The 13,189-nt window shown below is 71.4% G+C and carries 13 protein-coding genes; 11 read left to right on the top strand and 2 right to left on the bottom strand.

Annotated elements, in window-relative coordinates; genetic code table 11:
- Window positions 1-27 precede the first annotated feature (27 nt).
- Complete coding sequence (locus PZB77_RS06865) at window positions 28-501, bottom strand: DUF3093 domain-containing protein (RefSeq protein ID WP_275491679.1); 474 nt, start codon at window positions 499-501, stop codon at window positions 28-30.
- Between the two features lie 58 nt (window positions 502-559).
- On the opposite strand from PZB77_RS06865, the gene PZB77_RS06860 reads away from it, so the two are divergent.
- The 11 genes from PZB77_RS06860 to PZB77_RS06810 all read left to right on the top strand — a co-directional run bounded on the left by PZB77_RS06860 (window position 560) and on the right by PZB77_RS06810 (window position 12,254).
- The gene (locus PZB77_RS06860; RefSeq protein WP_275491678.1) at window positions 560-1,144 is read left to right on the top strand and encodes a PaaI family thioesterase; all 585 of its coding nucleotides are present in this window, start codon (window positions 560-562) and stop codon (window positions 1,142-1,144) included.
- Window positions 1,141-1,671, top strand: coding sequence for a dUTP diphosphatase (gene dut, locus PZB77_RS06855; protein WP_275491677.1), 531 nt, complete (start codon window positions 1,141-1,143; stop codon window positions 1,669-1,671). Before PZB77_RS06860 ends, dut begins: the two co-directional genes overlap by 4 nt.
- Window position 1,672: 1 nt before the next feature.
- Window positions 1,673-2,443 carry a DUF3710 domain-containing protein gene (locus PZB77_RS06850; RefSeq protein ID WP_275491676.1) on the top strand — a complete coding sequence of 257 codons (771 nt, stop codon included), beginning with the start codon at window positions 1,673-1,675 and terminating at the stop codon, window positions 2,441-2,443.
- Window positions 2,444-2,835: 392 nt separating this feature from the next.
- Window positions 2,836-2,925, top strand: a complete 90-nt coding sequence (gene kdpF / locus PZB77_RS06845; RefSeq protein ID WP_275491675.1) for a K(+)-transporting ATPase subunit F — start codon at window positions 2,836-2,838, stop codon at window positions 2,923-2,925.
- 6 nt (window positions 2,926-2,931) lie between these two features.
- Entirely contained in the window at window positions 2,932-4,596 is a 1,665-nt protein-coding gene (gene kdpA, locus PZB77_RS06840; RefSeq protein WP_275491674.1) for a potassium-transporting ATPase subunit KdpA, read from the top strand.
- On the top strand, window positions 4,593-6,737 hold the full coding sequence (kdpB, locus tag PZB77_RS06835; RefSeq protein WP_275491673.1) for a potassium-transporting ATPase subunit KdpB: 2,145 nt from the start codon (window positions 4,593-4,595) through the stop codon (window positions 6,735-6,737). Before kdpA ends, kdpB begins: the two co-directional genes overlap by 4 nt.
- Window positions 6,738-6,742: 5 nt before the next feature.
- Entirely contained in the window at window positions 6,743-7,411 is a 669-nt protein-coding gene (locus tag PZB77_RS06830; protein WP_275491672.1) for a potassium-transporting ATPase subunit C, read from the top strand.
- Window positions 7,412-7,617: 206 nt separating this feature from the next.
- Window positions 7,618-10,161: an ATP-binding protein gene (locus tag PZB77_RS06825; RefSeq protein WP_275491671.1), complete on the top strand. Its 2,544-nt coding sequence runs from the start codon at window positions 7,618-7,620 to the stop codon at window positions 10,159-10,161.
- 88 nt (window positions 10,162-10,249) lie between these two features.
- The gene (locus PZB77_RS06820; protein ID WP_275495939.1) at window positions 10,250-10,942 is read left to right on the top strand and encodes a response regulator; all 693 of its coding nucleotides are present in this window, start codon (window positions 10,250-10,252) and stop codon (window positions 10,940-10,942) included.
- A gap of 151 nt (window positions 10,943-11,093) precedes the next feature.
- Window positions 11,094-11,444, top strand: a complete 351-nt coding sequence (locus tag PZB77_RS06815; RefSeq protein WP_275495938.1) for an OB-fold nucleic acid binding domain-containing protein — start codon at window positions 11,094-11,096, stop codon at window positions 11,442-11,444.
- A gap of 3 nt (window positions 11,445-11,447) precedes the next feature.
- The gene (locus PZB77_RS06810; RefSeq protein ID WP_275491670.1) at window positions 11,448-12,254 is read left to right on the top strand and encodes a DUF3159 domain-containing protein; all 807 of its coding nucleotides are present in this window, start codon (window positions 11,448-11,450) and stop codon (window positions 12,252-12,254) included.
- 113 nt (window positions 12,255-12,367) lie between these two features.
- Here PZB77_RS06810 and PZB77_RS06805 read toward each other — a convergent pair whose 3' ends face one another.
- Window positions 12,368-13,189: a phytanoyl-CoA dioxygenase family protein gene (locus PZB77_RS06805; RefSeq protein WP_275495937.1), complete on the bottom strand. Its 822-nt coding sequence runs from the start codon at window positions 13,187-13,189 to the stop codon at window positions 12,368-12,370.

Here is a 13,189-nt window from a genome sequence, read left to right as displayed (position 1 = left end):
GGTCGGACACGGCCCGGCGGCCCGCCCCTACCGCTCCTGCGCCGCGGTCGCCGGCGCCGCGGAGAGCGCCGCGATCAGGGCCTCGGGCTCACGGGTAGAGAGGTACAGATAGGGCGTCGGGTCAGCGGGGTCGGTGACGTCCACCCGCACCGCCGTCGGGATGTAGCCGCGGAGCAGCATGAAGGCCCGCGCGTCCGCCTTGTACGTCCGCCAGGCCCGCGCCTCCTCCTCGTCCAGTGCCACGGCGCCGCCGAGCGCCGACAGCGGAATCCGCGCGTCCCCGGCGACCAGGGAGTCGGCGACCACCCGGATGCGGACGGAGCCGTACGAGCTGACCACGACCGCCGTCGCCGCCGTACCGCCGACCAGTCCCGCGAGCAGGGGGAGGCCGCCGAACGGCAGGAGCATCAGCGCGCACGCGACGCCCACCCCGAGGGCGAGGAGCCACCAGGTGCGGGGCGCGGTGAGGCGTTCGTCGAAGGGCGGTGCGGAAGGCTGCATGGGAACAAGCTTGGCACGGCGGGGCCCGCGGGCGGACTCGCGGGTAAGGTCTGCGCCTGTGAGTGGAACATCTGCAGCTCTGACACCCCCGGCCGACGCGGTGGCACCCGTGCGGCACGCCGAGGCGCCCGCGCCCGGTGAGCTCCTCGGCTCGCACTACGCACAGTGTTTCGGCTGCGGCGGCGAGCAGCCCCACGGCCTGCACCTCGCGGCCCGCGCCGGTGAGGGCGTGAGCGTGAGTGCCGAGTTCACCGTCCGGCCCGAGCACCAGGGCGCGCCCGGTCTGGCGCACGGCGGCGTGCTCGCCGCGGCGCTCGACGAGACGCTCGGCTCGCTGAGCTGGTTGCTGCGGGTCATCGCGGTCACCGGCCGGCTGGAGACCGACTTCTCGCTGCCCGTCCCGGTGGGGACCGTGCTGCACCTCGACGCACGGGTCGTCGCCGTGCGCGGCAGGAAGATCTACTCCACCGCCACGGGGCGGATCGGCGGTCCCGAGGGCCCCGTCGCAGTACGGGCCGACGCCCTCTTCGTCGAGGTGAAGGTCGACCACTTCATCGACCACGGCCGCCCCGACGAGATCCGTGCGGCGATGGCCGACCCCGACCAGATCAAGCGTGCCCGAGCCTTCGAGGTGAACCCGTGACCCGCCCGCCCGTCGACATCCTCCTCCGGCGCCTCGACCCCGACGTTCCGGTTCCCGGTTACGGTCACCCCGGCGACGCCGGCGCCGACCTGGTGACCACCGAGGCCGCGGAGCTCGCCCCGGGGGAGCGGGCGGTGCTGCCCACCGGCGTGTCGATCGCGCTGCCGGACGGCTACGCGGCCTTCGTGCACCCGCGCTCAGGCCTCGCGGCCCGCTGCGGAGTAGCCCTCGTGAATGCCCCGGGGACGGTGGATGCCGGGTACCGTGGAGAGATCAAGGTGATCGTCGTGAACCTCGATCCGCGCGAGACCGTGCGGTTCGAGCGTTTCGACCGGATCGCCCAGTTGATCGTCCAGCAGGTCGAGAAGGTGCGCTTCCACGAGGTCGCGGAACTTCCCGGCTCGGCACGGGCCGAGGGGGGATTCGGGTCCACCGGCGGTCATGCCGCGGTGGACGGCGTCGGGGGCGGTATCACCCCGGGTGGGAACAACTACACGTCGGTCGTATCCGACCGGGAAGGACAGTGACGTGTTCGGACGTCGCAAGAAGAGTGGTTCCGCCGAGGACACGGTGGACGAAGCGCGCGAGACCGAGCAGGTCGCCGACGAGCTCGATGACGCCGACGGCGCGGTGAGCGGGCGCCGGTCGAACCTCCCGCCGGCTCCGAGGCCGGACGGACCCTGGGACGTCTCCGAGGTCTCCAGGCCCGGCGAGGGCCGGGTCGACCTGGGCGGCGTCTTCGTGCCCGGTGTCGAGGGCATGGAGCTGCGGGTGGAGGTGGCCGGGGACGCGATCGTCGCCGCCACCGTGGTGCTGCGCGACAGCGCGATCCAACTGCAGGCCTTCGCCGCCCCCAAGAAGGAGGGCATCTGGGGCGAGGTCCGGGAGGAGATCGCCTCGGGCATCACCAAGCAGGGCGGGATCATCGACGAGGTCGAGGGCCCGCTCGGCTGGGAGCTGCGTGCCCAGGTACCCGTACAGCTTCCCGACGGGAAGAACGGCGTGCAGCTGGTGCGCTTCGTCGGCGTCGACGGACCCCGGTGGTTCCTGCGCGGCGTGATCTCGGGCCAGGGCGCCGTGCAGCCGCAGGCCGCCGGCCTCCTGGAGCAGATCTTCCGGGACACCGTGGTCGTCCGTGGAGAGGCCCCGATGGCCCCCCGCGACCCGATCGTCCTCAAGCTCCCCAACGATGCCCAGATGGTGCCCGAGGGTGTCCAGCAGGAGGAGCAGGAGGGTTCCAAGTTCTCCGGCGGCATGGGCCAGCTGCAGCGCGGGCCGGAGATCAGCGAGATCCGCTGAGGGCTCGCACCGACGAGCCCGGCGGACGCCGGGCCGGTGGGTCGCACCCCCTTCACCCGGGGTGCGGCCCACCGGCCTTTTCCCGTGCCGTTCCGTGTCCGGTCCAGCGGTGACCGCACCCCGCCGGCCCGCGCCGGTGCACCTCGCCCGGCGTCGCGTCCGGCCGGTGTCAGGGGCGCGTAGGGACCACGTATGGGCGTCGTCAAGGGAGCGCCCGTCCTCGTATGGAAGGCGTCAACGGCGGCTGCGCGGGGGCGGGCCGGGGGTTTGCTCAGGGGGTCCGAGAAACCGATCCTCATCTAGGAGCACACGATGGCCGACGTGGCCTTCGTCGTCACCACGATCGCGGTCTTCGCGCTGGTGGCCCTCATCGCCAGGGGGGTGGCGAAGCTGTGACTGCCGAGAACGCCGTCGGCCTCGTCGTGGCCGTCGCCCTGCTGGGCTACCTCGTCCTCGCCCTCCTGTACCCGGAGAGGTTCTAGCCCGACATGAGCCCTCTCCTCGCCGGTGTGCTCCAGGTGCTCGCGCTGATCGTCGCGCTGGGCCTGGCCTACCGTCCCCTCGGCGACCACATGGCGCGCGTGTACTCCTCCGACAAGCACCTGCGCGTCGAGAAGTGGATGTACCGCGCCATCGGCGCCGACCCCGGCACCCGGATGCGCTGGCCCGCCTACCTGCGCGGCGTCCTCGCCTTCTCCGCGGTGAGCTGTCTCTTCCTCTACCTCCTCCAGCGGGCGCAGGGAAGCCTGCCCGGTTCTCTCGGCTTCGTGTCGATCGACCCGGACCAGGCGTTCAACACCGCGGCGTCCTTCGTCGCCAACACCAACTGGCAGTCCTACTACGGCGAGCAGGCCATGGGCCACGTCGTGCAGACCGGTGGCCTCGCGGTGCAGAACTTCGTCTCCGCCGCCGTCGGCATGGCCGTCGCGGTGGCTCTCGTACGCGGCTTCACCCGGTCCCGAACCGGTGAACTCGGCAACTTCTGGGCCGATCTGGTGCGCGGCACCGTCCGCATCCTGCTGCCCCTCGCGGTGGCCGGCGCCCTGGTGCTGGTTGCCTGCGGCGTCATCCAGAACTTCTCCGGCATCCACGGGGTCGGCCAGTTCCTGGGCGGCTCCCAGCAGTGGAACGGCGGCGCGGTCGCCTCGCAGGAGGCCATCAAGGAGCTGGGGACGAACGGCGGTGGCTACTTCAACGCCAACTCCGCCCACCCCTTCGAGAACCCCGACGGTTTCACCAACCTCTTCGAGGTCTTCCTGATCCTCCTCATCCCCTTCGCGATCACCCGCACCTTCGGGCGGATGGCCGGCTCGCTCCGGCAGGGGTACGCGATCCTCGGCACGATGGCCGTCATCTGGGTGACCTTCACCGCCCTGATGATGTGGACCGAATTCGCCCACCACGGTCCCGCGTTCGACCTCGCCGGCGGGGCGACGGAAGGCAAGGAGAATCGTTTCGGCGTCGGCGGGTCCTCGATCTTCGCGGTCGCCACCACCCTCACCTCCACCGGTGCGGTGGACTCGTTCCACTCCTCGTACACCGGCTTCGGCGGCGGCATCACCCTGCTGGGGATGCAACTCGGCGAGATCGCGCCCGGCGGCGTCGGATCCGGCCTCTACGGCATGCTGGTCATGGCGGTCATCGCGGTCTTCCTGGCCGGCCTGATGGTCGGTCGGACGCCGGAGTACCTCGGCAAGAAGATCGGCACCCGCGAGATCAAGCTCGCGGCCTGCTACATCCTCGTGACGCCGACCCTGGCGCTCGGCTTCACCGCTGCGGCGATGGCGCTGCCCACCCCCGGCGACTCCATGACCAACACGGGCGCCCACGGCTTCTCCGAGATCCTCTACGCCTACACCTCCGGCGCCAACAACAACGGCTCCGCCTTCGCCGGCCTCGACGCCGACACCCAGTGGTTCAACACCACCATCGGTCTCGCGATGCTGCTGGGGCGGTTCGTCCCCATGGTCTTCGTGCTGGCCCTGGCCGGCTCGCTCGCCGAGCAGCAGCCCGTACCGGAGACCACCGGCACCCTCAGCACCCACAAGCCGCTCTTCAGCGGGCTGCTGGTCGGCGCCATCATCATCGTCACCGGTCTGACCTACTTCCCCGCCCTCGCTCTGGGCCCGCTCGCCGAAGGACTGGCGTCATGACCGTCCGAACCCCGCACGAGGACACGATGTCCACCCCCGGCCAGATCCCCGCACCGCCCGACGACGGGCCGGACCGCCCGAAGTCCGCCGGCCACGAGCCGGCCACCACCCGCGTCGGTGGAGGCTTCTTCGACCCGAAACAGCTGCTCACCGCCTTCCCGGAAGCGGTACGCAAGCTCGACCCACGGGTGATGGTCACGTCCCCGGTCATGTTCGTCGTCCTGATCGGGTCGGTCCTCACCACGGTCCTCGCGGCCACCGACCCCACCGACTGGTTCGGCTGGGCCATCGCCCTGTGGCTCTGGCTGACGACGATCTTCGCCAACCTCGCCGAAGCGGTGGCCGAGGGCCGCGGCAAGGCGCAGGCCGACACCCTGCGCCGGGCCAGGACCGACACGGTGGCGCGCCGTCTGAACGGCCCGCGCGAGGAGAGCGTCCCCGGCACCGTTCTGCGCATCGGCGATCTCGTCGTCTGCGAGGCCGGCGACGTGATCCCCGGCGACGGCGACGTGGTGGAGGGTGTGGCCTCGGTCGACGAGTCCGCCATCACCGGCGAGTCCGCCCCGGTGATCCGGGAGTCCGGCGGGGACCGCAGCGCCGTCACCGGCGGTACGAAGGTCCTCTCCGACCGCATCGTCATCACGATCACGACGAAACCGGGCGAGACCTTCATCGACCGGATGATCAACCTGGTCGAGGGCGCCGCCCGGCAGAAGACGCCCAACGAGATCGCCCTCAACATCCTGCTGGCCTCCCTCACGATCGTCTTCCTGCTCGCCGTCGTGACCCTCCAGCCGTTCGCGATCTACGCGGGCGGCGAGCAGTCGATGATCGTGCTGGCCGCACTGCTGGTCTGCCTGATCCCCACCACGATCGGCGCGCTGCTCTCGGCGATCGGTATCGCCGGCATGGACCGGCTGGTGCAGCGCAATGTCCTGGCCATGTCCGGCCGGGCGGTCGAGGCGGCCGGAGACGTCTCCACCCTGCTCCTGGACAAGACCGGCACCATCACCCTCGGCAACCGCCGGGCCGCCGGGCTCCTGCCGGTGAGGGGGACGGGCGAGGCCGAACTCGCCGACGCCGCCCAGCTCTCCTCACTCGCCGACGAGACCCCCGAGGGGCGCTCGATCGTGGTCCTCGCCGAAGAACGGTACGGAGTGCCGGAGCGCGACCGCGGCGAACTGGCGCACGCCGTCTGGGTCGGGTTCACCGCCCAGACCCGTATGTCGGGCGTGGACGTGGACGGCCGCTCGGTCCGCAAGGGCGCCACCGGCTCGGTGGCCGCCTGGGTCGAGGAACGCGGCGGCACCGTCGCCGAGGACGCCCGGGCGCTGACCGACACGATCGCCCGGGCCGGCGGCACCCCGCTGCTGGTGGCCGTCGACGACGCGGACGGCGCCCGGGTCCTCGGTGTCGTCCATCTGAAGGACGTGGTCAAGGAGGGGATGCGGGGGCGGTTCGACGAACTGCGCCGGATGGGCATCCGGACGGTCATGATCACCGGTGACAACCCGCTGACCGCGAAGGCGATCGCCGAGGAGGCGGGGGTCGACGACTTCCTCGCCGAGGCGACCCCCGAGGACAAGATGGCCCTCATCAAGCGGGAGCAGGCGGGCGGCAAGCTCGTCGCGATGACCGGTGACGGGACGAACGACGCCCCCGCCCTCGCCCAGGCCGACGTCGGCGTGGCGATGAACACCGGCACCTCGGCCGCCAAGGAGGCCGGGAACATGGTGGACCTGGACTCCGACCCCACCAAGCTGATCGAGATCGTCGCGATCGGCAAGCAACTCCTGATCACCCGCGGCGCGCTCACCACGTTCTCCCTCGCCAACGACGTCGCGAAGTACTTCGCGATCATCCCGGCCATGTTCGCGGTGGTCCATCCGGGCCTGGACAAGCTCAACGTCATGCGGCTCGACTCCCCGCAGACCGCGATCCTCTCCGCCGTGATATTCAACGCGCTGATCATCCTCGCGCTGGTGCCGCTCGCCCTCAAGGGCGTCCGCTACCACCCGTCCGGCGCGGACAGCATGCTCCGGCGCAACCTCGGGATCTACGGACTCGGCGGCCTGGTCGCCCCGTTCATCGGCATCAAGACCATCGACCTGATCATCTCCCTCATCCCCGGAATCGGCTGATCCGCATGAACACCTCCGCAGGAAGCACGACCCGGCTGCTGCTGGCCGGGCTGAGGGCCCTGCTCGTCCTCACCCTGGTCTGCGGCGTCGTCTACCCGCTCGCGGTCACCGGTGTCGCCCAAGCGTTCTTCTCCGGCAAGGCCAACGGCTCCGAGGTCGGCAGCGACGGCGAGGTCGTCGGCTCCGAGCTGATCGGGCAGCGCTACGACCTGCCCCTGAAGGACGGTCAGGAGACGGCGGAACCGGACCTGAAGTGGTTCCAGCCCCGCCCGGCCAACGGTCTCGGCAGCAACAGCGTCAACACCCAGTACACGATCATCCTCTCCGGGGCGACCAACCGCTCCGGCGACAACCAGGAGCTGATCGACTGGGTCACCGCCGCCAAGGCCGCCGTCGTCGAGGACAACTCCGTCCCCGGCCACCCGGTCGACCCCGACGACGTGCCGGCCGACGCGGTCACGTCCTCCGGCTCCGGCCTCGACCCGGACATCTCCCCCCGGTACGCCGCCCTCCAGGTCCGCCGGGTCGCCGAGCGGAACCACCTCCCGGCCGACCGCGTCGCCCGGCTCGTCACCGCGCACACCACCGGCCGGATCCTCGGCTTCATGGGCGAGCCCCGCGTCAACGTCCTCCGCCTGAACATCGCCCTGAAGGAGATGGTCGCCGCCGGCTGACATCCAGGGGCCCGGGCCGGGACCGCCCCTCGCCGGGCGGGACCGCGCCCCGCCCGGCACCGGGTCGGCCCGGCGTCCGGCATCAGGGTTGCGTCAAAGACGGGCGGTGGGTCCGGCCACCGCCCGGAATGTCGGAATTCTGGGGAGTAGCGTCGTACGAGGCTGCCGCGTGGGCCGCAGCGAGGGCGAGAGAAGACAATGGGGCCATGGCACGCGGCAAGCTTCGTATCTATCTGGGGGCGGCCCCCGGCGTAGGCAAGACCTACGCCATGCTCGCGGAGGCCCACCGGCGGGTCGAGCGGGGCACCGACTGCGTCGTCGCCTTCGTCGAGCACCACGACCGGCCCCGCACCGAGGTGATGCTGCACGGCCTCGAACAGGTCGGGCGCCGGGAGATCGAGTACCGCTCGGCGGTCTTCACCGAGATGGACGTGGACGCGGTGCTGGAGCGGGCCCCCGCGGTCGCCCTCGTCGACGAACTCGCCCACACCAACGTCCCCGGCTCCCGCAACGCCAAGCGCTGGCAGGACGTGGAGGACCTCCTCCGGGCCGGCATCGACGTCGTCTCCACCGTCAACATCCAGCACCTGGAGTCGCTCGGCGACGTCGTCGAGTCCATAACCGGCGTCCGCCAGCGCGAGACCGTCCCCGACGAGGTCGTCCGCCGCGCCGACCAGATCGAACTGGTCGACATGTCGCCCCAGGCGCTGCGCCGCCGCATGGCGCACGGCAACATCTACCAGCGCGACAAGCTCGACGCCGCGCTCTCCCACTACTTCCGCCCCGGCAACCTCACCGCCCTGCGCGAACTGGCCCTGCTCTGGGTCGCCGACCGGGTCGACGAGTACCTCCAGCAGTACCGGGGCGAGCACGACATCCGCTCCACCTGGCAGGCCCGCGAACGCATCGTCGTCGGGCTCACCGGCGGACCCGAGGGCCGCACCCTCATACGCCGCGCCTCCCGGATGGCCGCGAAGGGCTCCGGGAGTGAGATCCTCGCCGTCTACATCGCCCGGAGCGACGGACTCACCTCCGCCTCGCCCAAGGAACTCACCGTCCAGCGGACCCTCGTCGAGGACCTGGGGGGAACCTTCCACCACGTCATCGGCGACGACATCCCCGCCGCTCTCCTCGCCTTCGCGCGCGGGGTCAACGCCACCCAGATCGTCCTCGGCTCCAGCCGCCGCAAGACCTGGCAGTACATCTACGGCCCCGGGGTCGGCGCCACGGTCGCCCGCGAATCCAGCCCGGACCTCGACGTCCACATCGTCACCCACGACGAAGTGGCCAAGGGGCGGGGGCTGCCGATCGCCCGGGGCGCCCGGCTCGGCCGCGCCCGGATCAGCTGGGGCTGGTTCGTCGGTGTCGCCGGCCCCGCCCTCCTCGCCGTACTGCTGCGCGGCATGGAGAACGGCCCCGGGCTCGCCAACGACGTCCTGCTCTTCCTCTTCCTGACCGTGGCCGCCGCCCTGCTGGGCGGGCTGCTCCCGGCGCTCGCGTCCGCCGCCGCCGGGTCGCTGCTGCTGAACTTCTGGTTCACCCCGCCGACCCACACGCTCACCGTGCAGGACCCGGAGAACATCGTCGCCATCGTGATCTTCTTCGCGGTGGGGGTGTCGGTCGCCTCCGTGGTGGACCTGGCGGCGAGACGCACCCACCAGGCCGCCCGGCTGCGCGCCGAGTCGGAGATCCTCTCCTTCCTGGCCGGCAGCGTGCTGCGCGGCGAGACCAGCCTGGACGCCCTGCTGGAACGGGTCCGCGAGACCTTCGCCATGGAGTCCGTCGCGCTGCTGGAGCGCCAGAACGACGTCGAACCGTGGACCTGCGCGGGCTCGGTGGGGCCCAGCCCGGTGACCCGGCCCGACGACGCCGACGTGGACATGCCGGTCGGCGACCACATGGCGCTCGCCCTCTCCGGCCGGGTGCTGCCCGCCGAGGACCGCCGCGTGCTCGGGGCGTTCGCCGCCCAGGCGGCCGTGGTGCTGGACCGCCAGCGCCTGGTCGGAGAAGCCGAGAAGGCCCGCAGACTCGCCGAGGGCAATCGCATCAGGACCGCCCTGCTGGCCGCCGTCAGCCACGACCTGCGCACCCCGCTCGCCGCCATCAAGGCCGCCGTCAGCTCCCTGCGCGCCGACGACGTCGCCTGGTCGAAGGACGACGAGGCCGAACTCCTCGAAGCCATCGAGGACGGCGCGGACCGCCTCGACCACCTCGTCGGCAACCTGCTGGACATGTCACGCCTCCAGACCGGGACCGTCACCCCGCTGATCCGCGAGATCGACCTCGACGAGGTGGTCCCGATGGCACTCGGAGGAGTGCCGGAGGGCAGCGTCGACCTCGACATCCCGGAGACGCTGCCGATGGTCGCCGTCGACCCGGGCCTGCTGGAGCGGGCCGTGGCCAACATCGTCGAGAACGCCGTCAAGTACAGCCCGGACGGCACCCCCGTCACGGTGGCCGCCAGCACCCTCGGCGACCGTGTCGAGCTGCGGGTCTCCGACCGGGGCCCCGGCGTCCCCGACGAGGGCAAGCGGCGGATCTTCGAGCCCTTCCAGCGGTACGGCGACGCCCCGCGCGGCGCCGGCGTCGGCCTCGGCCTCGCGGTCGCCCGGGGATTCGCCGAGTCCATGAGCGGCACCCTCGACGCCGAGGACACCCCCGGCGGCGGCATGACCATGGTGCTCACGCTCAAGACGGCGGCCGGCCACGTCCCCGCCGCCCCGGACCTCTCCCCGCAGGTCACGTCGTGACACGTACGACATCTCCGTGCAGCAGACTCTCTCCTTCGTACAGCAGCTCCGTGGAGCATTCGTGCAGCAGCAGAAAGGCAGGACCGCGATGACCCGGGTGCTTGTGGTCGACGACGAGCCGCAGATCGTCCGCGCCCTCGTGATCAACCTGAAGGCGCGGAAGTACGAGGTCGACGCCGCGCCCGACGGGGCCACCGCGCTCCAGCTCGCCGCCGCCCGCCACCCCGACGTGGTAGTGCTGGACCTCGGGCTGCCCGACATGGACGGCGTCGAGGTCATCAAGGGGCTGCGGGGGTGGACCCGGGTGCCCATCCTGGTGCTCTCCGCCCGGCACACGTCGGACGAGAAGGTGGAGGCGCTGGACGCGGGCGCCGACGACTACGTGACCAAGCCCTTCGGCATGGACGAGTTGCTGGCCCGGCTGCGGGCCTCGGTCCGCCGGGCCGAACCGGTCGGCCAGGAAGGCGCCGACGACGTGGTGGTCGTCGAGACGGAGGGCTTCACCGTCGACCTGGCGGCCAAGAAGGTCCACCGCGACGGCCGTGACGTCCGCCTCACCCCCACCGAGTGGCACCTGCTGGAGGTCCTGGTCCGCAACAGCGGCCGGCTGGTCAGCCAGAGGCAGCTCCTCCAGGAGGTCTGGGGCCCGTCCTACGGCACCGAGACCAACTACCTGCGCGTCTACATGGCCCAGCTCCGCCGCAAGCTGGAGGCCGATCCCTCGCACCCCCGCCACTTCGTCACGGAGCCGGGGATGGGCTACCGCTTCGAGCGCGGATGACCCGGCGCGGGCGCCGGGCGGTGCACTCGTTCGAGTGACTTTCCCGGGGCCCGCGACCCGCTCGCGGGACCGGTACTCTTCGGGTATGAGTGCTGTTCCCCGTTTCGACAAGGCCGGGAAGACGGAGCGGTCCACCGGACGCTTCCGCCGCATGCTCGACCGGCTCTCCACCTCCCAGGAGGACCTGGAGTCGGAGGAGCTGCGGGAGGACGCGCACGCGTCGGGGTGCACCCGCATCTCCGAATGCTCGGACCGCCAGATCGTCAAGGTGGCTGGTACGTTGCGGACCGTCACCCTGCGTCCGCGCGCCGGAGTGCCCGCCCTGGAGGCGGAGCTCTTCGACGGCACCGCGCCGCTCGACGTGGTCTGGCTCGGCCGTCGCTCCATCGTCGGCATCGAACCCGGCCGCAGGCTCATCGTCTCGGGCCGCGTCGCCATGAGCCACGGGCGCCGGGTGCTGTTCAATCCCACGTACGAACTGCGACCGCTCGGCAAGGAGTAGCCGGTGACGTCTGACGACACGCCGACGCACGACGGGGACCGTACCCGTACCCCGCACACGGACGAACAGGACGCCGCGGCGAACAAGGCGGTCACCGAGGCCGCCCTCTTCGAGGCGTTCGGCGGTCTGCGGGGGATGGTGGAGACGGTCCTGCCCGGACTGCTCTTCGTCACCATCTTCACCGTCAACAAGAACCTGCACGTCTCGGCCATCGCGGCCCTGGCGGTCTCCCTGCTGCTGGTCGTCGTCCGGCTGGTGCGCCGGGACACCGTCAAGCACGCCTTCAGCGGCGTCTTCGGCGTGGCCTTCGGTGTGGTCTTCGCGATGATCACGGGCAACGCCAAGGACTTCTACCTCCCGGGCATGCTGTACACGCTCGGTCTGGCACTGGCCTACCTGATCACCACCCTCGCGGGAGTCCCGCTGATCGGGCTGATCCTCGGCCCGGTCTTCAAGGAGAACCTCTCCTGGCGCACGAGGAACCCCGGCCGCAAGCGCGCCTACGCCAAGGCGAGCTACGCGTGGGGCCTCATCCTGCTCGCCAAGTGCGCGATCCTCTTCCCGCTCTACTGGTGGGCCGACACGGCGCAGCTCGGCTGGGTGCTGGTCGGGCTGAAGATCCCGCCGTTCCTGCTCGCGGTGTACTTCACCTGGATGTTCCTGGCCAAGGCACCGGCTCCGATCGACGTCTTCGCCGAGATGGAGGCCGCCGAGCAGGCCGAGAAGGACCGCGAGGCGGAGCGCGCCGCGGAGCGCGAGGCGGAGGCCCGGTCCACGGAGACCGCGGCGGCACGGAACCACGACGCCTGACGCTTCGCTTCGGGCACCTCACCTCTCTCCACCGGCGGCAGGCACAGGGTGTGCCTGCCGCCGCTGTGTTCCCGGAGTCCCGGGTCCTGGAGTCCCGGAGTCCAGGGCTCCGCTCAGGCGTCGCCCATGACGAGTCCTTCGATGGTGTGCTTCTGCGTCACGGGGACCAGCACGTCGACCACCGCGCAGTCGAGGTGGCGCCGGACCCGCTCGGGCAGACCCTCCCAGTACGACCGGGTCGCGGCGGTGTCGTGCCGGTCTCCGTTCGCGGCCTCCGGACCGTCGACCCCGAGGACCAGCACGGGCCGGGGCTTCGCCGAGCGGTTCGTGGTGCCGCGGTGGACGGTCAGCGCGCTGCGGGCGGAGACGTCCCCGCGCCGCGGGTACTTGCGGACCGCCCGCTCCTCGTAGCGCGGGTAGTGCGCCCGGGGCGGGAACATGCCGTGGCCGAACTCCGGACCGTCGTCCCACTGCGTGCCCGGCGCTATCTCGAAGGGGCCCATGTCCTCCTCGGTGTCGACGGCCGTCACGTTGAAGGCGAGCGAGGTCAGCCGCCGTTCGGCGCGGGTCTCCTCGGGCATGGGGAAGTCCCGGTGCCACGGCTGGTCGACCGCGCCTTCGAGCGGGACGTCGAAGCCCAGCTCGACGATGCGGTACTCCGGGCCGAGCACCGCCTCGCAGACCGACCGCACCCAGGGGTGTTCGACGAGGTCGACGAAGCCGCGCAGCTGCTCGGGGTGGATCTCCACGTAGTAGCGGTGCGGCCCGCGTCCCACCGCCCCGCCGGGCCGTCCGAGCGCCTCCTGGAAGGCGGCCTCGACGTCCTCGCGGAGCCGGTCGGTCCACTCGGTGGTGAAGGCTCCCTTCCGTGCGGTGATGCCGTCCGTGTACAGGGCCTCGACGTCCGGCGTCACGTCGACGTCGAGTCCGGCCAC

Origin of the sequence: Streptomyces sp. AM 2-1-1, assembly GCF_029167645.1 — a bacterium.
GTDB lineage: Bacteria > Actinomycetota > Actinomycetes > Streptomycetales > Streptomycetaceae > Streptomyces.
The sequence above is the reverse complement of the archived record's forward strand: the minus strand, read 5'-3'. Positions and strand labels throughout refer to the sequence as shown.

What these genes read in the sequence shown, in the direction of transcription:
- PZB77_RS06865 (WP_275491679.1), bottom strand. Translation starts at nt 501, where the DNA reads ATGCAGCCTTCCGCACCGCCCTTCGACGAACGCCTCACCGCGCCCCGC.
- kdpA (WP_275491674.1), top strand. Translation starts at nt 2,932, where the DNA reads ATGAGCCCTCTCCTCGCCGGTGTGCTCCAGGTGCTCGCGCTGATCGTC.
- kdpB (WP_275491673.1), top strand. Translation starts at nt 4,593, where the DNA reads ATGACCGTCCGAACCCCGCACGAGGACACGATGTCCACCCCCGGCCAG.
- PZB77_RS06830 (WP_275491672.1), top strand. Translation starts at nt 6,743, where the DNA reads ATGAACACCTCCGCAGGAAGCACGACCCGGCTGCTGCTGGCCGGGCTG.
- PZB77_RS06825 (WP_275491671.1), top strand. Translation starts at nt 7,618, where the DNA reads ATGGCACGCGGCAAGCTTCGTATCTATCTGGGGGCGGCCCCCGGCGTA.
- PZB77_RS06820 (WP_275495939.1), top strand. Translation starts at nt 10,250, where the DNA reads ATGACCCGGGTGCTTGTGGTCGACGACGAGCCGCAGATCGTCCGCGCC.
- PZB77_RS06815 (WP_275495938.1), top strand. Translation starts at nt 11,094, where the DNA reads ATGCTCGACCGGCTCTCCACCTCCCAGGAGGACCTGGAGTCGGAGGAG.